The sequence below is a fragment of the Bradyrhizobium sp. CB1015 genome (assembly GCF_025200925.1).
GTDB lineage: Bacteria > Pseudomonadota > Alphaproteobacteria > Rhizobiales > Xanthobacteraceae > Bradyrhizobium.
The window spans coordinates 4,023,196-4,041,878 of sequence record NZ_CP104174.1 but is presented as its reverse complement, the minus strand read 5'-3'; the positions used below and the strand labels follow the sequence as shown (position 1 = coordinate 4,041,878).

The window sequence follows — 18,683 nt, the reverse complement described above, 5'->3', positions numbered from 1 at the left end:
GCCTATCATGAATGCTCGCTTGCCCAGTGCCCCCTTGGACGCGCACACCACGCACCGCGCAGCCGATCGTCCACCGGCGGTCGAGGTGCTGTCCGCAGAAAAGGTCTTCGCCAACGGTACGCGCGCCCTGGCACCGGTCGACCTCACGATCGCCGAGGGTGAGTTCCTCACGCTGATCGGGCCGTCCGGCTGCGGCAAGAGCACGTTGCTCAAGCTGATCGCCAATCTGATCCAGCCGTCGGACGGGCGGATTTTGTGGGGGCGCGGCGATTTCGGACAGGTCGGCCAGGATGGCCGCGGCCTCGCCTTCGTATTCCAGGAGCCAACCCTGATGCCTTGGGCGCCGGTCGATACCAATGTGCGGCTGCCGCTCGATCTCGCAGACGTGCCACGCGGCAAGGCCGAGCCGCGGGTCCGCGACGCCATCGCCCGGGTCGGCCTCTCGGCCTTTGCGCGGCATTACCCGCGCCAGCTCTCCGGCGGCATGAAGATGCGGGTGTCGATCGCCCGCGCGCTCGCCACCGAGCCGAACCTGCTGTTGATGGATGAGCCATTCGGCGCGCTCGATGAATTCACCCGTAACAAGCTCGATGACGATCTGATCAAGTTGTGGTGGGAACGCAAGCTGACCACGGTGTTCGTCACCCACTCGATCTATGAAGCCGTGTTCCTGTCGAGCCGGATCGTGGTGCTCGCATCGAACCCGGGTCGCATCTTCCGCACCATGACGATCGACGAACCGCAGCCACGCAGCCAGGAGTTCCGCGACAGCGCCCGGTTCGCCGCCTACTGCCGCGAATTGTCGACCTGGCTCGCCGAAGCGTCGTTGCCGTCGACATCGGGAGCTACGCCATGAAGCCGCTGTTGCAATCGGAAACTTTCGTACGAATCGCAGCACCCGTCGCAGTCGGCGTGGCGCTGCTCGCAATCTGGGAAATCGGCTGCCGCCTCGGCTCAATTCCGGTCTATCTGTTTCCGAAACCGAGCGACATCCTCGCCAGCCTGATTAAGAACGGTCCATCGCTGCTGCGCGCACTGCTGATCACCTTGCGGATTACCCTGCAGGCGTTCACCGCTGCCGTTGTGCTGGGAACGCTGATCGCCTTCGTGTTCGTGCAAAGCCGCGCCATCGAGGTCAGCCTGTTTCCCTATGCGGTGCTGCTGCAGGTGACGCCGATCGTGGCGATCGCGCCGCTGATCATCATTCTGGTGAAGAACACCCAGCTCTCACTAACGGTGTGCGCGACGCTGGTGGCGCTGTTCCCCATCATCTCAAACACCACGCTGGGCCTGCGCAGTGTCGATCCCGGGCTCGCCAGCTATTTCCGCATGAACCGTGCCAGCCGATTGAAAACCCTGGTGCGGCTGCGGATTCCCGGAGCTCTACCGTATTTCTTCGCCGGCTTGCGCATTTCCTCCGGGCTCGCGCTGATCGGCGCGGTGGTCGCCGAGTTCGTCGCCGGCACCGGCGGCCGCTCATCGGGACTCGCCTACGAGATTCTCGATGCCGGCTTTCAGCTGGATATTCCCAGGATGTTCGCCGCACTGTTCCTGATCACCGTGACCGGCGTGTTGCTGTTCGGCGCGATGGGAGGACTGTCCAAGCTCGCGCTTTCGAATTGGCACGAGAGCGAGATCGGAGCCGAAGCATGAGCGCGTTGCTGATCGAGAACGCCGAGGGGATTTTCACCGGCCTCGCCGGAGATGCGATGCGCGCGCGGGGATCGATCCGCATTCGTGACGGCGTCATCACGGCGATCGGTGCGCTCACGCCGGAGAGCGGCGAACGGAGGCTGGATGCTTCCGGTTGCGTGATCTATCCCGGATTGATCTCGACCCACCACCACCTGTTCCAGAGCGTGTTGAAGGGGGTGCAGTCCGGCATCAATCAGCCGCTCGCCGGCTGGCTGCGGTCGGTGCCCTATGCGTATTGGTCGAAGATCGACGAGGAGGCACTGGCGGTCGCGGCCCGGATCGGCCTTGCCGAACTGCTGCTGTCCGGGACCACGACCGTGGCCGATCACCACTACCTGTTCAGCGATACCTACCGATTCGATCCGGCGGCGGTGATCTTCGAAGTCGCCCGCAGCCTCGGGCTGCGCCTGGTGCTTTGTCGCGGCGGCGGCACCAAGACTAGCCATATCGGGGGCGGTGACGGAGCGCCGACGCCAATTGAACCGCTCGAGCGCATGCTGGCCTCGGTCGAAGCCTGCGCCCAACGCTTCCATGATCCCTCTCCTGCCGGTCTCACCAAGGTTGCGATGGCGCCGACCACGCCGACCTGGTCACTGGAGCCTGGCGAACTTCGCGAAGTGATTGCCGCCTCGCGGCGCATGAAGCTGCGGCTGCACAGCCACCTGTCGGAGACGTCGGACTATGTCGACTTCTGCATGTCGGTACACGGCAAACGCCCGGTGCACTGGCTTGCCGACCACGACTGGCTCGGCCCCGATATCTGGTACGCGCACATGGTGCATCTCGACGGTGACGAGGTGAAGATCCTCGCCGAGACCGGCACCGGCATGGCGCACTGCCCGCAATCCAATTGCCGGCTCGGCTCCGGTGTCGCGCCGGCCGACGCCCTCGCGGCACTGGGCGGCGCGGTGTCGCTGGGCGTCGACGGTGCAGCGTCGAACGAGGCTGCCGACATGGTCTGCGAGATGCACAGCGCCTGGCATACCCATCGCGCGGTGAAGGGCGCGAATGCCGTCACCGCCGAAAACGTCGTGCACTGGGCCACGGCCGGCGGCGCGCGGGTGCTCGGCCTGCCGCATGTCGGCACCCTCGCCCCGGGCCAGCAGGCGGACATCGCGGTGTTCGATCTCGACCAGCCGCGCCATTTCGGCATGCACGATCTCCTGGTCGCACCGGTGACCTGCGGTGGCGCCAGGGTGCGTCATCTGCTGATTGGCGGGCGGACCGTCGTTGACGACGGCGCCATCCCTGGCCTCGACCTTGCACGACTTCAATCGGACGCTGCGCGCGTCGTGACGCGCCTTGCTGCCTGAATTTTCGGGAGACACCTCATGCTGGCCACCAAGCAACCAGTGCTTCGCCGCTTCTGGTACGCGATTATGCGGATCGAACAACTCGAGAGCGGGCCGCAGCCGTTCACGCTGCTCGGTGAGCCAATCGTGCTGTTTCTCGATGCCAAGGGTGAACCCGCGGCGCTGGAGGATCGCTGTTGCCATCGCACCGCAAGACTCTCCAAGGGATGGTGTCGCAACGGCAACATCGTGTGCGGCTATCACGGCTGGGAGTACGACCGCGACGGCAAGCTGGTGATGATCCCGCAGTTTCCATTCGAGCAACCGATTCCCGACGCCAGGGCGCGCGCGTTCCGCACGAAAACTCGCTACGGTTACGTCTGGGTGGCGCTGGACGAGCCGCTGCGCGACATTCCCGACATTCCCGAGGACAGCGATCCCGTCTACCGCCGCATCTTCCAGTTTTACGACACCTGGAACACAGCGGCGCTGCGGCTGATGGAGAACTCGTTCGACAACGCGCATTTCGCGTTCGTGCACAAGAACACGTTCGGCGACATCGACCAGCCGCGACCGGAAAAATACGAGATCGTCGAAACCGATTACGGCTTCGAGGCCGAAACCATCGTCACCGTAAAGAACCCGCCGCTCGCGGTGAAAATCTCTGGCACAGCGGAGCCCTATACAAAGCGACACATGCGCAACAAATGGTTCATGCCGTTCTGCCGTCGGCTCGACATGGAGTATCCCTCTGGCATCCGGCATATCATCTTTAACTGCGCGACGCCGATCGCCGACGGCAAGATCCAGGTGGTGCAGCTCTTGTTCCGCAACGATACCGAAGCGGACTGCTCGGCGCAGGAACTGATCGACTGGGATGCCGCGATTATCGCAGAAGATCGGGACATCCTGGAATCGACCGACCCGGATGCGATCGTTGACATGGGCCGCAAGATCGAGAAGCACATGCCGTCCGATCGCCCCGGCATGTTAATGCGCAAGCGCCTGCTCGACTTGCTGCACGAGCATGACGAGGAAGAGGTTCCAAAGTCGATGGTTGTGGACACCGGTGACCCCGAGCGGGGTTATCTGGCGGTGTAGTCAGACGCTCGTACTGATGCTCGTTAGTAGCCGCTCCGTCCTTAAGCTTTGCCGTACGTGTCAGAATAGCGGCGCGGCCTATCCACTTAAGGAGGCTTGCTCACATTGGTTGCCGCACGATTTTTCTTGATCTCCCGGTGCACACGCCGCGCACGCGCGGCGTTCTAACTGATTGAAAAAACTGAACTCTCGCTCCAATCCATCATGGGCGCCACGGAAAAGCGATAGCCTTGATATTCCAACTACTTACCCTATCATTTCAACGGACCAGAACAGGAACAAGTGCACACGTGTGCACTCCAAACTAGCCAAAATTGCACACGTTTGTACCGCATTTGATCTCTCGATGCACACGTAGCGCACACGAAATCGGGGTGGAGTGCACACGCAATGCCGACGTTTACGAAACTCAAGTCGGGAAGCTGGCGCGTTCAGGTAAGAAGGAAGAACGAGTACGTCGCAAACACTTTCGTCCGGCGGCGCGATGCCGAAGAGTGGGCCCTTGATGTGGAGCGCTCAATCGATCGCGGCACCCCAATTCGAGGTTCCCGGTCTCATAAGCAGCCTCGAACTTTTTCCGATTTGATCGCGCTGCATCTCGACGATCTTGCCCAAGTCGGCAAGCCAGTTCGACGATCGAAGTCTATGGTGCTTAAGGCACTCAAGACCTCGCTTGGACGGGTAAACCTCAAAGACATGACTCGCGAGCGATTGATTGAGTTTGGCCGAAAAAGCGAGCCGCTCAAGGCGCGGGCCCGGCCGCTCTTGCAATCGATTTCTCGTTCATCCGAGCGATCCTACTCCATGCGGCCGCTGTCCACGGCATCGATGTCTCTGCCGAGAGTGTCCAACTCGCCCGAGCTGCCCTGAAACACCTCGACCTCATCGGAAGGTCAAACGAGCGCGATCGCCGTCCCACGCAGGACGAGCTGGATCGACTGATCGGATACGCGGAGTCTAACTCCCAACAGTTTCTACCGCTCGGTAGAATCGTTCGCTTCGCCGTCGCGACCGCAATGCGCCAAGCCGAGATTTGTCGGATCGAATGGTCCGATGTCGACATGACGAAGCGAACGGTCACTATTCGGGATCGGAACGATCCGCGGCGCAAGGACGGAAACCATCAAGTAGTTTCTCTCCTCAACTCCACTGGCTATGACGCGTGGCAGCTCATTCTCGAGCAACGCATTCTCACGCGTGGCATTGGGCGCGTGTTCCCTTACCACTCAAAGTCTGTGGGAGCTGCATTCCACCGCTCCTGCGATGCTTTCGATCTGGACGATCTGCATTTTCACGACTTGCGCCATGAAGCAACTAGCCGCCTATTCGAATCCGCTCTTCAATCCAGCAAGTAGCAACGGTAACGGGACACAAGGATTGGCGAATGCTGCGTTGCTATACGAATCTAAAGCCAGAAGATCTGCACAAAATGCAGAACGCCGCGCAGCCATCTATAGAGCAATTCGTCAGCTCGCTGGTCTCGCCCCAATCCAGGTACCCATAATCCCGCGATATTAGGTTCGCCAGCGGATACCGGGTATCGGACACAATCACCCCGATGGACCAAGTTGTAGGGGAAAGATCTGGTAGGCCTTTGTGCCTAATACGCATTTTCCTTTCAGTTGAAATATAGAACCGGTCCTCGGCGTCGACGAATTCAGTCCGCGCGCTCAGGTTAGGCCAAACCCGACTTCGGACTCGGTCGCCTACCAATATGCGATCTGTTGGATACCAGCAAAAATGTCTCTCCGGTTGACCCCATTGCGATGCCCTCATTTGGGGCTTAAGCGCCGTCCGTCTTGGCCTACGCACCTCAAATCCAACGGAAAGCTCGCCTCCCCAAATCATTGAAATCGCTCGCTAAACTGTAACTTTGTAAACTTGCTAACCGTGTAACTAGATGCCCAAGTCAGCCCAAAACTGCGGCTGCCTGGACAACGAGGGAGAAAGTCGGGGTCTGCTAATGCCTACCGCTAGCGCGCCACTTGCGGCGTCATGGTCGGAATGGGGTAAGCACCTCAGCTTTGGCGGCTTCGCATCAAGCGGCCGCGACAGTTTCTCACGCTGGAGATTTACTATTACTCGGGACTGAGGAAAAAGTGCGCCAAGTCGTTCCACTCGAGGTTGATTCGAGCCGGCTTTTCGGATCAGAATTAGCGCTCGCGCGACGCCACCGGATGATACCGCAACACGGGATGACTGATGAAACCGAAATCTCGTTGACTCCGCTCAACGATACAGCTCGTCAGCCAGTTCGGCGGGGGCGCCCGCCAAGGATGCCTCATCGCCTAGCACCGATCATTCTATTCCCTCCTACGGACAACATCTTCTAACCGGGCGTCGTATAGGGCTTGCCTCCGTGGAATACGGCATACTTCTGATAGATGACCACCCGATCGTAGCGGACGGCATGAGGATGCTGCTTTCCCGGGTACAGCCAGCCTGCACCCTGCTCAGTGCTGGCAGCCGCGACGAGGTCGATCAGATCGTCCACAGTAAGCCGAGGATCGATCTGATCATCCTCGATGGATTCCTCGGCGAAGGCGACAGCATCGATCTGATCCTCGAACTCAGATCAAAGTGTCCGAATGCCTCCGTCGTGGTGTTCTCCGATGACCGGAATATGGAATCGATGTCCCGCGCTTTGAGCTTGGGAGCGATGGGATTCATTCCCAAGAACTACACGCCGGACCAGATTTGGCAGGCGGTTCTTTTCGTCCTGGACGGAGGAGTGTTCGTTCCAAAGGAACTCATCATGACCGCGTCAGCACTACAGAGCCCCGGCGGGGCGGGTTCGACGTTGTCGTCAAAGCAAGTGGAGCACGTACGCAAACTGGGTTTGAGCAATCGCGAGATCCACGTGCTGGAGCACCTTATTGCCGGGAAGCCAAACAAGGTGATTGCGCGTCAGCTCAATATCGCGGAGAGCACCGTGAAGAGTCATGTTTCCATGATCTTACGCGTCATCAACGCCTCGAACCGGGCCGAGGCCGTGCATATTTTGTCCAACAGTTACTATCGAAAGTGAGGACTCCGCGCCCCTCTAACTGCACTCACCGTTAGCCGAAAATTTGTGCCACTCGCTCAAGTCTTCCAATTCCTGATCGCCGACAAATCTGAGAGCCACGTCTTCCTCGATGCGCATATCGACGCTGTGCTTGCCTCTGATGATCCCGCCCACCAAGTTGCGGAACGCGGCCGGCTTGCCTTCCCAGTAGACGGTCTCTGTTCCGGTGAATGCGAGCAGGGAGCCGCTCAATAGGCACGTGTAAAAGAAGGGATCGCGATAGAGCGTCGTCGGACCGCGGATCGGGATCACTGGATCCGGCTCGCGAAGCGCCTCGCGAAGAAACTCGAAGATCGCGACATGATTGGGAAAGGCCCAGGCATGGGTGCCCCCGCGATAACCCATGCCCCAGACTGGAATGCCGTTGAACCAGACGATTTCCTGCCCGACATCGACATATTCGCCAAAATACTGATCCTCATAGTGAAAGGGAGGATCGTCAAACGAGTAGTTTTTCGAGTACGGCCTCAAAGATGGTGAACGCAGGCCATCGGATGCAAAGGTATTGATCTTTGCCCGCCGGAGAAAATCAATCAGCTCTGAGACCTTGAGATTCATCGAACATTCGCCTGCATCACGCCTCGTCGATCGAGGCAAAGTTAGCTTATGAGTTCCTTGTTCGCAATCGTTCCGAGCGATGGGACGCCTTCTGCCGAACGCATGGATCACATCCTCCCTCTCAGAAGATATTCGCCGGCTACTAGTCCTTCCTACCAGTGGATTCCTGATAGAGCGCGATCGTTGTTCTGAGAAGATATTCCGCCAACAACCATGCGAGCGGCGCCCCGAGCACCTGTGCCACAAATAGCGCGTCAGGCAGCGGCTGAAGGCGAAGATATTCGACGCCATACATCAGAGGCAAGGTTAGTACCAGGTTCTTGGTCACGATGACGCCGACCATCCGCAACGGATATCCCAGCGCGATGAGACCGCTGCTGGCGACTTGCGTAAGCCCCATGAACAGGAGGCCACCTACGAAATACTGTCCGTTCCGCGCCGCCGCCTGCACGAGATCGAGATCGTCCGTGAACAGGCGCGGCCACCATGTCGGGAAGGCCAGGCAGACGATGACGAACGGCATGATGATCATGGACAAGAGCTGCTGCTGGCTTCGCTTGATCGAAACGATTTCCGCGGTCCGATTTGCCCTGACCAGCTCCGTCGCAGCATAGATGAGACCCGCGCTGAAAGCCGAGGCCACCACGCCGACGACGGTTTCGAGCCGCATGACGAGGCCGAAGCCACCCAGGTAGCTCAAACCGAACGCGGCGAGCAGATGCTGCGAGCACAGGGCCGTGACCGCAACGATGATCCAGACCAACGCAGCCGGATAGGAGATCCTGAGAATGTCGGCAAAGATCGAGCGATCGAAGCGATTCCAGATGTTCCATGATAGATGGAGCGCAACCGCCCGATCCCAGCGAAGATAGATCAGCGCCACCAGCGCTCCGATCCAGCAGCTCACGACGGTCGCCGCCGCCAGTCCCTGGTAGCCCAAACCGAGCAGCGCAGGATGAGCGAAGATCACGGCCAGAGCCAATCCGAGGACCAGCGATCCATTGACGATAAAGCTCGCCGGATTTGGCAATCCCACTCCGCGCAGGAAGCCCTGGACCCCGCCGAGCACGAACAGCGGAGGAAAGCTCGCCGCGGTGAGGATCAGAAATTGGACTCCCTCCTCCAGCGTGCTGCCCTGCAGTCCCGCAGTCAGCAACAGCGGCCGGCAGAGGATCACGATCAGGACCGAGAATGACATGCCGATCGCGACGCCTCCGACGAGCGCCGACAAAAGTACGCTCGACAGAGCCGCCGTCCCTTTCCGGATCGCCGTCGCGCGCGTCGATCCGATGCAATACGCCGCCAAGGAGAACGATTGCACCATCGACACCCAGACGAACGCCGTCGCAATGGCGGCGAGCGTGTTCGAGCCGAGCGTTCCTGCGATCTTCAGTTCCAGCAGCCCGACTACAAGGCCGATCATGTTGGTGGAGAGGACCGGCAAGGTGTTGCGCAGTAGCTCTCGGTAGACGGAGAGCGCATTGGCTTTCGACTGAGGTGCCACGAGATTCTGGGGTGTCAACATCGGGGTCTTCCTTTCGTGACGTCAGGCATCATGCGCATTGCCTGCAAGGCATCGATACGTTCCGGCGGCCGCCTGCATCGCCTTTCAGCTCGACGACATGACAACGGGCCGAGGCTCGATCGCCGGCTTCAACGGCTCGAGCACCAGCGCACCGGTGGGACACAGGTCAACGCACATCGTGCAGCCGTCACAATTGTGGTCGAACTGATAGGGAAATTTCAGGAAAGAATCGCAGACATGGAGCTTCTCGCATATCTCGCAGTGGACACACTTCTCCTCGATCAACCTGACCTGCTGCTCCAGGTTCGGAGTCGGCCTGACCAGGCGCTCGGACACCGTCAGCGAAGGAAGCAACGACGCGCCGATCAGCCCTTCGACGTTCTCGTAGCCAAGCTTGTCGAGCTTCTGCTCGATCTGAGCACAGAGCTTCGGGATCTGGTCGAGGCCGCGCCGCATCAGGAAGGAGGTGATGTGGACGCAGGACGCTCCCATCATCATGCATTGCAGGACGTGCTCGGCGCTCGACAGGCCGCCGCCGGAGCATAACGGCCGCGCCGTCGCCCGCGCCGCCCGCTGGGTGTAGGAGAGCGTGAACGGCAACAGCGGCTCGCCGGCGATGACGCTGATCGACCGGCCGTCCCGGTGCAGCAGGCCGTCAAACAGCGGCGCCCCTGCCCGATCGACGTCGACCAGCGGTTCACAGCGGATCGAGTCGATCATGATGTAGCCGGGCGTCCGGACGAGCCCGTACAGGCCGCGCACGAGATCCTCATCCATGCCGATGTTCAACTTGGGGAATACCGGGATCGATGCGTCGTCGATGATCTCGGCGACGGCGGCACAGAACTGGCTAATCCGCTCGTCGCTCAGTTTTCGCAGATCGATGTAGAAGAAATCGAGCTGGACCGCGTCTGCGCCCGCCAGCTCCTGGGCGTGGATCAGGGATTTCCAGACCGCGATGTCTTCGTCAGTCTGCAACGAGGGAAAGAAGACCGAGGCGATCACGGGAAACGAGCAGCTCTGCTTCGATCGCCGCACCAGGTCGCTGCCGAATTCCAGCGAAAGGATCTCCTTCAGGTAGGTCGATTTCAGATGGCAGCCGATGCCCTTCTGCCATCTGTAGCGGCGTTGATCCGTCGGCTGAAGCGGCGTCGGCGCGTGCCTTCCGATCGACTTCGTGATCACGGCGGCCGCACCCGCATCTTCGGCGCGCCGGATATCGTCGAACGTGTCTGTCGAAGGCCCCGACCCCACCACGATCGGGTTCTTCAGTTGAAGTGTCGCGAAACGCGTTGCCAGCCGGGTCATCGGAACAACCGCCTATTGTGGTTGAACGGACAGGTCGGCGGTCCTGACGGCGCGGCCCGCAACTTCCTTCGCCGGCTCCGACCGTCGCGACGTGTAGAGCGGATCTGCCTTCTCGAAGATGCGGTCCATCTTTCGCGGCGACGTGCCGTGGAGAAACGAGAATATCTTGCAGTGGCCGAAGTTCTCGTCCGACCTGCGGGCGAATTCGCGCGCCCTCTCTCCGGCAAGGATGTGCTCCATGCGGTCCTGCGCGAGGTTACCGAGCACCCAGACCGGATCGAGCGGACGTCCGATGCCACCGATCGCCCAGGGCGACGCCAGCAGCGTGCCGTCGGCCATCAGCCCGAAGGACTCGTGCACAAGGTCGCACGGGTTCAAATTGCCGGGTGTCTGCACGTTCGCCAGATGCTTGAGCGCGCATTGCAGTTTCAGCACCGGTGTCTTGTAGACCGCCTCCAGGCGCCGCATCGTCGCGATGGCACGCTGATAGTCGGCCGGAGTCGGAATCTCGCCCGACACCCGTCCACTGGAAACAGCCGCATGAGCAGTAGCTTGCCGATCCCCTTCTCGTGCAGCAGCTTGTAGACGCGCGCGAGATGGTCCTCCGACATGACCGACTTGGTGAGCGGCAGCTCGGCGCGGGTCTTCGCACCGAGCTTGGCGAATGCCTCGGCCTTCTTCAGATTGCCCAGCGCATACCCGCTTGGGCGATTGGCGACGTCAGTGATGGACTCCGCGTCGAAGGTGAAGTTGTATTCGTCGATCCAGGGAGCGAGCTCGGTTGCACTGTAGCGCGACGATCCGGCACCAGTGGCCGTGAGCGAGACGTTGTCGCGTCCGAGCGTCTGCGAGGCATAGCGCAGCATCTCGAAATTGTCGCGCAGCAGCAGTGCATCGCCGCCCGAAATGTCGACGCGAGCATCGTAGGCGGAGAGGTTATCGATGACCTGCTTCTTCTTCTCCAGGGTCAGCTCGAGGCCCTGCGACGCGCGGAAGCGGTACGCAGCCTCGTAGACGTCGATGTCGCCCTCCTTGAGGGGCACCCTGGTTTCCTTGGTGAGTCCTTCGCTGCGCAGAATCGCGTGCCCGTTTTTCTTGCGCACGTGAACGGCGTCCACGCAGCAGACCGCACAATCCCATTGGCACACGAGCGTGAGATTGTAGATGATGTCGATCTTCTTTCGGGATGGTGCTCCGACAGTCGCTTTCGGCGGGCTCGCAAAGTTATCAAGACTTTCCATCTCGGAATTCCCCTTTTCAACGCGAGCGCTGACCATTTTTCAGCGCGACGTTCGTTTGAACAAACCGGACAGGTCTGCAGCGCGACGTTGCATCGAGCGGGAAATCGCCGCCATCCGGTAGGAGGCGTGTCCGGTGGCTCCTCCCGTCGGGCCGCCGGGCTACTCCTCCTTTAGGAGGAGCCTTCCGATTGGTTACTAACGCGAGCCCCCGGGTATGCTGTGGGTCACCGTGCGATCAATGGAGCCGATCGGAGACACGCCCATGATCTCGACCAGAGCAATGATCCGTCACGTCAAGGGCTCGTTCGCGGAAGGGACGACGTTCCTTCTTGCCTGGGAGCGATGCGAGAGCGACCGGGAACTGAGGTTTCTCGTCCTGCTCGGCGAAACCCGCAACCGCATCGTCGTGCTGTGTCCGGACACGCAGGCACCGGCGGAGTTGGACCGACATCGCCGCCGGATCGAGGACCGCTTCATCGAGCCCTATCGCGCGGCTCTGACGGTCTCGGACACGCATCTCGCGTACGCCGTTCCCGCGGAGATCTATCGCCGAAGCCGTGCGCCGGTCGACGACAGCAAGATCGCGCGCAGCCCGCGCGGAACGCGGATGAACTTCGCGGAGGCGCTTTCCGATCACCAGTCCGATCACTTCGACGCCTCACTCTGGCAGAGCGACAAGGCGTGCCTGCAGCATGCGCTCGACGACCTGAAGCTTTATGCGCGCGCCGTGCGGCTGCACAGCATGTTCAAATATCGCGAGGCGCGCCGCTATCTGCTCAGGGTCTCGCCCGACTTCCGCCGGATCGACGATTGCAGGCTTCTGATCGCCGACACTTATCGGCGGGAGGGACGCTTCATCCAGGAGGCTGCGGTCTACGGCCGGATGGAACCGAACAAGTCCACCAACCTGCTCCATGCAGTCAGCCTTGCGAGGTGCGGACGGTTCTCCGACGCCTACGAGGCCTTGAGCTGGGCGCCCGAGGGCGATCCGAACACGCACTACTACCGCGCGCTCTGCGCTAGTGCTGCCGGCGACTTCTCCGTCGCGGCGCGCCACGCCGAGGAGACCTGCAGACTGGCACCGACGTCCGCGGAAGCCGCCTATTGTCACCTCGTCTATCTCTGGAAGGACCGCCGTTATCTCCGCCTCACCAAGGCCCTGCTCGCGTTCTGGCGCGCCAGCTCGCGCCCGGCGGCCGAACCGCTCGACCTCATCGATCTGCCGGAAGCACGGCCGGCTGGCTGGATACAGATGCCGCGGTCGTCAGCACAATCGAGTGGCGTCGACGAGATTCAACCCCCGGAACGCTGCCCGGCAACCAAGGAGTTGTTCGCGTGAAACAGAGCACAGGACGCATTGCGCCAGCCCAGGGACGCGATCTGTACAGACCGTCCCGCCAATACCGGGCAGGACGGGTGAACATCTGGGACGATGCGCATACCTATCGAATCGAGGCTGGCGACGTTGGCGTCGTGCTGATGCATGCGACGTTCGGCTCTCCATGGGAAATGCGTCCGCTCGCTGAATTCCTCGTCGCGCACGGAATTACGGTCGTCTGTCCGCTGTTCCAGGGGCACGGCAGCACGCCTGAGGCTTTCGCATCGGCAAATCCAGCGAAATGGATCGACGATGCGCGCCGGGCCCTTCGCTGGCTGAAGGAACGGACCACCAAGCAATTTCTGGTCGGGCAATGCCTTGGCGGTCGGGTCGCGATGGCGCTGCACGTCGAGGACGGGATTGACGTCGCGGGCATCGTCACCATTTCGACGCCGTTCACAGCGCCTCCGAGGATGCCCTTCCTGCCGAGCCCGTTCGATCGCTGGCCGATCGACCTGATGCCGCGGTCGATGCCGCTGTTTCACCGGCTGAACCTGGTGCCGGACAACACGCGGCGCATCAACCTCCACTCGCTGACTCCGTGGCGATGCTACCAACTGTACCGCCCGGCGAGCGCCTGGGAGATCGTGAACAGGCTGCGCGCGAAGCTGAGCACCCAGTTGCATCGCGTCAACGTGCCCTGCCTGATCGTCCATGCCGAACACGACCACCTTCATCCGGTCGAGAACGCGCATTACGCCTATCAGCGGATCTCGTCAGCAGACAAGGAACTCTACACGATCGACGCCGTGACGCACATCGTGTCGACTAACGTGCGCACCAGGCATCTCGTCTTCAAGAAGGTGCTTCGGTTCATCCAGGACCGCACCGGGGTCGTCCAACAAAACGGGGGGCACTGATGGGATATCATTCGGACACGCATATCGCAGCATCGGTTCTCAGTATCGCAAGGAAAGTCTTCTACAGCGAAGGGCCGATCGAACTTCGTTCCACCCTGCTGGACGATCTGATCGCCACGCCCGTCGACATCCTGGACGTCTGCCGTCACATCGGACGAAGGCTGGATATCGAGATCGCGCGAGACGAGGTGCTGGCCGCGATCCGATCCGACCCGCAGGACTGCACGCTCGGCTGGCTTGTCGAGCTGTGCCGGCAGCGGCAGTCGCCAAACCGGTTGGGGAGCTAGAGGCCATGCAAGACGCATCTACGATCCTTCGTCCCCACCCCTCGGCCGCCAAACCCGACTTCTACGTCCTGCTAGGGCCCGACTATGCAGGCAAGTCAACCCTGTTCAGGGCCTTGTCGGCGCGGACCTCGGTCCATCTGGTTTCCTATGACGACGGCGCGGGACCGGGACAGCCCTCCTTCGCCGGCAGCTTTCGCAAGGCCTTCGCCGCGGTCTCGTCCACGATGGCCAACGGAGCGATGTCGCCGGAGTTCATCCTGAGCCTGTTTCACGCCTACGTGGTCTTCGTGCGCGACCAGATCGCGAACGCGAAGGCGTCCAAGCCCGTCGTCGTGGACTCCTACTATTACAAGATTCTCGCCAAGTGCGTTCTCGCGGGGATCCGGAACGAGGACGTCTTCGCATTATGGCGCGCGCTGCCGCAGCCGAGCCGGGTGTTCTACCTCGACGTCGATTCCGAGGTCGCCTGGCAGCGCTGCGAGCGGGGCGGCCTGCTCAACGGGTTCGAATATTACGGAGCGTATCCGACGCGCCCCGCCTTCGTTCGTTTTCAGCATGACCTGCGTGCGGTGATGCTCAAAGAAGCCGCAACGTCGACGATCGAAATCATCGACCAGGACGGCAGCCTGGACGACCTGGTCGACGACATCGAGGAAGTCATCGGATTCGCGCGGCAGGCCAGCATCCCCCGCCTCGGGCCGGCACCGAATCCTGCGCCGTCCTGCCCCGCGGCCTGCCATCCCGCGCCAATCCCAGCCTTCCAGGACTGACCATGACAGCCATCTCCACCGACGAGTATGTCCGTCGCTGCAGCGAACGAGTCGCCATCGAACGCGGCCGTGCCAGCAACGCTCTCCATCAAGGGCGCGCGCTGCAAGCCCGGCTGCTCGAAGAGATCGTGAGCGAAAGCAAGGATACCGCCTTCGGAAGGAAGCACGGCCTGGCATGCGTTCGCGATAGACATGACTACGGCAAGGCCGTCCCCATCCGCACCTATGACGGGATGGCGCCGTGGATTTCCCGGGTCTGCGACGGAGAATCGAACGTCCTGACGACCGAAGACCCCGTGCTCTTCTTCAAAACTAGTGGAAGCACGGGCGCCAACAAGGCGATTCCGGTCACCTCGAAGTTCATGACGCGGTGCTTCTTTCCATTCTACTATGCGGCACTCGGGGCCCTGCACGCGCAATATCCGGGCGCGATATCCGGTACCGACAAGACCTTGAACCTCAGGCAGGGTTCATCGAGCGACGTCACCCTGACCAATTCCGGCCGCCTGCACCTGGGCGCCAGCCAGGTCGATTTCGTACAGTCGTTTGGCGAACTGACCGCGGCGGAGCCCGGCAGCCGGGCGCCCTGGTCGACGGGCTTGCCGCGCGGGCCGCGCTGGGACAGCGATCTGGCAAAGACCTACGCCAAGCTCAGGATCGCCGCCGAGCACGATCTCGAATGCATCATCGGCATCAACCCCGCAGCCGTGGCCGCGCTTCCTCATCAGCTTGCACTGTGGCTGCCTGCGATCGTCAAGGACATGTTCGACGGAACCATCGGCGGCTTAGCAGCCTTTCCGGCGAACAAGGCGCGAGCGCTGGAGCTCGAGCGCATGACGCCGGGACGCTCGAACGTCCTGCCGAGGGACATCTGGCCGAACATCCGGATCCTCTATTGCTGGACCGGCGGGATGGCCGCGCTCTACATGGACAAGCTCAGGCATGCGTTCGGCGACGACGTCGCGGTGGTGCCGGCGCCGCTGGCGGCATCGGAAGGACCGATCGCACTCTGTGCCGATCCACTCCGTCCCTCGACGTCCTGCCTCGCGGTCTCGAACGCGGTGTTCGAGTTCATCGAGGCCAGCCACGACATCCGCTCGGACAGCGAAACGCTGGGGTACAGCGACCTGGAATGCGACCGCGAATATCACGTGGTGATCAGCCATGTCGGCGGGCTTCATCGCTACGCTCTCGGTGACGTGATCCGCGTGGTCGACAGGACGGCAGACGTCCCTCGCGTCGAATATGCCGGCCGCCACGCCGTATCGAACCTCGTCGGCGAACGGCTGCGCGACTCCCATTTCATCACGGCGGTCCGACGCGCGGCACGCGAGCTCGATATCGATGTCGCCAACGTCGCCTGCAGGCCCACGCAATCCTCCGACCGCCCACACATGCAGCACTACGCGATGCTCGTCGGCACGGAAGCTCCGGTTCCCGATGACATTGTCGCGGATATGGCGGCGCGGATCGACGACGCACTCGGCCGCCTCTCTCCGGGCTATGCTATGGCGCGACAATCGGCTTTCATCGATCCGCTGGCGCTTAAGATCGTGACGCACAAGGCATTCTTCCACGAGTGGCAAAGCCGCGTCTCGACGGGCGTGCGGGCGGCGCAGGCCAAGGATCGCCTGCTGGTGCCAGAGCAGACTTGGCAACTGCTCGATAGCGGCAAATTCCCCGTCATGTCCACTTTTGCAGCGCAGCAATGACCAGGACGCCAGCCCAATGACGACGCTCGACACCGTCGGACGAAAGAGGATCTTGCTCGCGCCGATACCGATTACGCCGACCAAGCCGCTGACCCCGAGCCATGTGAAGGGCATGCTCTGGGTCGACGTCATGTTCAAGGCAACATCGCTGCTTGCCGATGTCGATTGTCTGTACAGCCATTTGACGGCCAACGGCAGCGAACAGACGCTCGGCTTCTGGGAGTATCTCGATCGCGAGCATGATGACGTCGACTTCGAGTCCTGCGACGAGAACGACATCGGTGAGCTCTATCGGCGCTACCATGCGCAGGGTTCAAAGGTCCCTTATGCCGCGCTCACGTCCTATCTCCGTGCGGTCGAGCGCGGCACCTGGTGCCACCCATGCAGCCTGCGGCTATGCGACATCTGGGCCGCGCAGGCCGCCTCGCTCGGCATCGAGAACCTGATGCCAGCCCGGCGCCCGGATACCATGGCGGTCGACGCCCTGGTGGATCTCCTGAAGAGCGGCGAGCTCTGCCTGGATTTGCGTGCGGCAGGCGGCACGCTCTACCTCGACGCCACGTCCGAGGGCCTTCCGCTTCGCCGCGCCATCACTTCGGACGGTCAGGTCAACTATCTGATCAACCTGCTGCGCGATCTCGTGCCGCAGATTCCGCATTACGATCACATCGTCCTCATTCACGATGAGGAACTCAATGCCGACCACGTTTTGCTGCAGCGGATTCTCGGGAAGCTCGGCGCCGTGGTCCACCGCGTCGCGCTGAGCCGCGTGGCCATCGATGGCGTGGTGCAATCGGCCCGGTTTGGCGGGTGGCGTGGCTACACGGCGTCGGCTCTGATCGCGCACGGCCTTGATGCGGCCGATCTCTATTCGGTCAGACTTGGCATGCGACTCTATTTCATCGCCACTCTCGGCAAGAACCGCTCCGCATCGATCGACCTGAAGCACCTCGAGCGCTCGACGCGGCGCGCGGCGGTCCTGCTTGCGCAATCGCAAGCCGGGACGAGCGGCGACGACGTCGAATTGTTTCTGCGCAAGCATGGCGGACGCGAGTGCTACGTCGATCCCTATCGGATCACGACCGCTCTGCTCTCCCGGCAGCACGTTCCCCTTGGCCTGATCGACGGGGGCAACGGATGGTATATGTGAAGCTGACGCAGGAGTGGCTGCGAGGCGCGTTCGAGGAGCGGCTTTCGTTTGCTCACCCCGGGCTCGATCGCCGGGACTTGCCGCGGACGGCGGACCATGCGGCGACGGACTGGCAGTCGAACGGCGGCGTCGCCGCCGTCGCCGTCCTGCGCGAATTCGCGCCGGCGGCCTTCGCCGAGAGCTGCGTGCGGTTTGCACAATCGCTGGACGAGGATGCAAGCCGGCTGTGGCGTCGCAATTTCACGCGCACGATCTTCCTCGTGGGCAATCCGGGGAGGTTGTCGGTACGCTTCGCGTTCGACTGGCTTGCAGCCGACGGCTCTATCGGCTGGATCGCCCCTGCGCCGCCAGACGCCACATTGTGGCTCCGGCGACTGCTTTGCCTGTTCCGCGGCGGCGACACACTGGCGGATATCTCCGACTTCGGTGTCGCCGCGCCGGATGGGCACCCGGCCATCACGCGAACCGTCTACGTCGCGACTGCCGGGATCGGTCCTGCCGACTATCTCGTGCATCTCAACCATATCCTGGCGGAAGGCGTCCTGTCCGGAGAACTGCCCCGGGATTGTGGCGTGAGCGTCCGGCATATTCCGAAGCTGAGCGGTCGGGAGGCGGAGTTCGGGGCCTTACGTATCCACTTCGCCAACGGCACGGAGCGGCTGCGGGCGTATGCGGGCATCACCCGCCCGGATGCGCCAAATCGACCGGCCGATGCGGTTGGATCAAATCGTCGTTGAAG

The 18,683-nt window shown here is 61.8% G+C and carries 19 protein-coding genes; 14 read left to right on the top strand and 5 right to left on the bottom strand.

Annotated features, from left to right (window positions below):
• Positions 1-7 precede the first annotated feature (7 nt).
• The 7 genes from N2604_RS18455 (at position 8) to N2604_RS18425 (ending at position 7,116) form a co-directional block, all read left to right on the top strand.
• Positions 8-856: an ABC transporter ATP-binding protein gene (locus N2604_RS18455; protein ID WP_260376029.1), complete on the top strand. Its 849-nt coding sequence runs from the start codon at positions 8-10 to the stop codon at positions 854-856.
• Positions 853-1,653 carry an ABC transporter permease gene (locus tag N2604_RS18450; RefSeq protein ID WP_260376028.1) on the top strand — a complete coding sequence of 267 codons (801 nt, stop codon included), beginning with the start codon at positions 853-855 and terminating at the stop codon, positions 1,651-1,653. The genes N2604_RS18455 and N2604_RS18450 overlap by 4 nt, the downstream gene beginning before the upstream one ends.
• Positions 1,650-3,008: an amidohydrolase family protein gene (locus tag N2604_RS18445; protein WP_260376027.1), complete on the top strand. Its 1,359-nt coding sequence runs from the start codon at positions 1,650-1,652 to the stop codon at positions 3,006-3,008. Before N2604_RS18450 ends, N2604_RS18445 begins: the two co-directional genes overlap by 4 nt.
• Positions 3,009-3,026: 18 nt before the next feature.
• The gene (locus tag N2604_RS18440) at positions 3,027-4,088 is read left to right on the top strand and encodes an aromatic ring-hydroxylating dioxygenase subunit alpha (RefSeq protein WP_260376026.1); all 1,062 of its coding nucleotides are present in this window, start codon (positions 3,027-3,029) and stop codon (positions 4,086-4,088) included.
• A 390-nt stretch (positions 4,089-4,478) separates the two neighbouring features.
• Positions 4,479-4,958: a hypothetical protein gene (locus N2604_RS18435; RefSeq protein ID WP_260376025.1), complete on the top strand. Its 480-nt coding sequence runs from the start codon at positions 4,479-4,481 to the stop codon at positions 4,956-4,958.
• Positions 4,859-5,443 (top strand): site-specific integrase, encoded by a 585-nt coding sequence (locus N2604_RS18430; RefSeq protein ID WP_311740030.1) that lies wholly within the window; start codon positions 4,859-4,861, stop codon positions 5,441-5,443. The genes N2604_RS18435 and N2604_RS18430 overlap by 100 nt, the downstream gene beginning before the upstream one ends.
• Before the next feature lie 1,004 nt (positions 5,444-6,447).
• Positions 6,448-7,116: a response regulator transcription factor gene (locus tag N2604_RS18425; RefSeq protein WP_260376024.1), complete on the top strand. Its 669-nt coding sequence runs from the start codon at positions 6,448-6,450 to the stop codon at positions 7,114-7,116.
• Between the two features lie 15 nt (positions 7,117-7,131).
• Here the strand turns inward: N2604_RS18425 and N2604_RS18420 are convergent, their stop codons facing one another.
• The 5 genes from N2604_RS18420 to N2604_RS18400 all read right to left on the bottom strand — a co-directional run bounded on the left by N2604_RS18420 (position 7,132) and on the right by N2604_RS18400 (position 11,787).
• The gene (locus N2604_RS18420) at positions 7,132-7,713 is read right to left on the bottom strand and encodes a DUF5680 domain-containing protein (protein WP_260376023.1); all 582 of its coding nucleotides are present in this window, start codon (positions 7,711-7,713) and stop codon (positions 7,132-7,134) included.
• A gap of 142 nt (positions 7,714-7,855) precedes the next feature.
• Complete coding sequence (locus N2604_RS18415) at positions 7,856-9,238, bottom strand: MATE family efflux transporter (protein WP_260376022.1); 1,383 nt, start codon at positions 9,236-9,238, stop codon at positions 7,856-7,858.
• Between the two features lie 84 nt (positions 9,239-9,322).
• Positions 9,323-10,546, bottom strand: coding sequence for a hypothetical protein (locus N2604_RS18410; protein ID WP_260376021.1), 1,224 nt, complete (start codon positions 10,544-10,546; stop codon positions 9,323-9,325).
• A gap of 12 nt (positions 10,547-10,558) precedes the next feature.
• The gene (locus N2604_RS18405; RefSeq protein ID WP_260376020.1) at positions 10,559-11,014 is read right to left on the bottom strand and encodes an SPASM domain-containing protein; all 456 of its coding nucleotides are present in this window, start codon (positions 11,012-11,014) and stop codon (positions 10,559-10,561) included.
• Entirely contained in the window at positions 10,975-11,787 is an 813-nt protein-coding gene (locus tag N2604_RS18400) for a hypothetical protein (RefSeq protein ID WP_260376019.1), read from the bottom strand. Before N2604_RS18400 ends, N2604_RS18405 begins: the two co-directional genes overlap by 40 nt.
• A 262-nt stretch (positions 11,788-12,049) precedes the next feature.
• Between N2604_RS18400 and N2604_RS18395 the strand changes: the two genes are divergently transcribed.
• The 7 genes from N2604_RS18395 to N2604_RS18365 are packed head-to-tail and all read left to right on the top strand — an operon-like array spanning position 12,050 to position 18,681.
• The gene (locus N2604_RS18395; protein ID WP_260376018.1) at positions 12,050-13,126 is read left to right on the top strand and encodes a hypothetical protein; all 1,077 of its coding nucleotides are present in this window, start codon (positions 12,050-12,052) and stop codon (positions 13,124-13,126) included.
• On the top strand, positions 13,123-14,025 hold the full coding sequence (locus tag N2604_RS18390) for a carboxylesterase (RefSeq protein ID WP_260376017.1): 903 nt from the start codon (positions 13,123-13,125) through the stop codon (positions 14,023-14,025). The genes N2604_RS18395 and N2604_RS18390 overlap by 4 nt, the downstream gene beginning before the upstream one ends.
• Positions 14,025-14,312, top strand: a complete 288-nt coding sequence (locus N2604_RS18385) for a hypothetical protein (RefSeq protein WP_260376016.1) — start codon at positions 14,025-14,027, stop codon at positions 14,310-14,312. The genes N2604_RS18390 and N2604_RS18385 overlap by 1 nt, the downstream gene beginning before the upstream one ends.
• Before the next feature lie 5 nt (positions 14,313-14,317).
• Complete coding sequence (locus N2604_RS18380; RefSeq protein ID WP_260376015.1) at positions 14,318-15,082, top strand: hypothetical protein; 765 nt, start codon at positions 14,318-14,320, stop codon at positions 15,080-15,082.
• A 2-nt stretch (positions 15,083-15,084) separates the two neighbouring features.
• Complete coding sequence (locus N2604_RS18375; RefSeq protein ID WP_260376014.1) at positions 15,085-16,794, top strand: GH3 auxin-responsive promoter family protein; 1,710 nt, start codon at positions 15,085-15,087, stop codon at positions 16,792-16,794.
• Between the two features lie 16 nt (positions 16,795-16,810).
• A complete protein-coding gene (locus tag N2604_RS18370; RefSeq protein WP_260376013.1) occupies positions 16,811-17,944 on the top strand; it encodes a hypothetical protein in 1,134 nt (377 codons plus the stop codon).
• Positions 17,941-18,681 (top strand): DUF6182 family protein, encoded by a 741-nt coding sequence (locus N2604_RS18365; RefSeq protein WP_260376012.1) that lies wholly within the window; start codon positions 17,941-17,943, stop codon positions 18,679-18,681. Before N2604_RS18370 ends, N2604_RS18365 begins: the two co-directional genes overlap by 4 nt.
• Positions 18,682-18,683 lie beyond the last annotated feature (2 nt).

What these genes read in the sequence shown, in the direction of transcription:
- N2604_RS18455 (WP_260376029.1), top strand. Translation starts at nt 8, where the DNA reads ATGAATGCTCGCTTGCCCAGTGCCCCCTTGGACGCGCACACCACGCAC.
- N2604_RS18450 (WP_260376028.1), top strand. Translation starts at nt 853, where the DNA reads ATGAAGCCGCTGTTGCAATCGGAAACTTTCGTACGAATCGCAGCACCC.
- N2604_RS18445 (WP_260376027.1), top strand. Translation starts at nt 1,650, where the DNA reads ATGAGCGCGTTGCTGATCGAGAACGCCGAGGGGATTTTCACCGGCCTC.
- N2604_RS18440 (WP_260376026.1), top strand. Translation starts at nt 3,027, where the DNA reads ATGCTGGCCACCAAGCAACCAGTGCTTCGCCGCTTCTGGTACGCGATT.
- N2604_RS18435 (WP_260376025.1), top strand. Translation starts at nt 4,479, where the DNA reads ATGCCGACGTTTACGAAACTCAAGTCGGGAAGCTGGCGCGTTCAGGTA.
- N2604_RS18420 (WP_260376023.1), bottom strand. Translation starts at nt 7,713, where the DNA reads ATGAATCTCAAGGTCTCAGAGCTGATTGATTTTCTCCGGCGGGCAAAG.
- N2604_RS18415 (WP_260376022.1), bottom strand. Translation starts at nt 9,238, where the DNA reads ATGTTGACACCCCAGAATCTCGTGGCACCTCAGTCGAAAGCCAATGCG.
- N2604_RS18410 (WP_260376021.1), bottom strand. Translation starts at nt 10,546, where the DNA reads ATGACCCGGCTGGCAACGCGTTTCGCGACACTTCAACTGAAGAACCCG.
- N2604_RS18405 (WP_260376020.1), bottom strand. Translation starts at nt 11,014, where the DNA reads ATGCGGCGCCTGGAGGCGGTCTACAAGACACCGGTGCTGAAACTGCAA.
- N2604_RS18400 (WP_260376019.1), bottom strand. Translation starts at nt 11,787, where the DNA reads ATGGAAAGTCTTGATAACTTTGCGAGCCCGCCGAAAGCGACTGTCGGA.
- N2604_RS18395 (WP_260376018.1), top strand. Translation starts at nt 12,050, where the DNA reads ATGATCTCGACCAGAGCAATGATCCGTCACGTCAAGGGCTCGTTCGCG.
- N2604_RS18385 (WP_260376016.1), top strand. Translation starts at nt 14,025, where the DNA reads ATGGGATATCATTCGGACACGCATATCGCAGCATCGGTTCTCAGTATC.
- N2604_RS18380 (WP_260376015.1), top strand. Translation starts at nt 14,318, where the DNA reads ATGCAAGACGCATCTACGATCCTTCGTCCCCACCCCTCGGCCGCCAAA.
- N2604_RS18375 (WP_260376014.1), top strand. Translation starts at nt 15,085, where the DNA reads ATGACAGCCATCTCCACCGACGAGTATGTCCGTCGCTGCAGCGAACGA.
- N2604_RS18370 (WP_260376013.1), top strand. Translation starts at nt 16,811, where the DNA reads ATGACGACGCTCGACACCGTCGGACGAAAGAGGATCTTGCTCGCGCCG.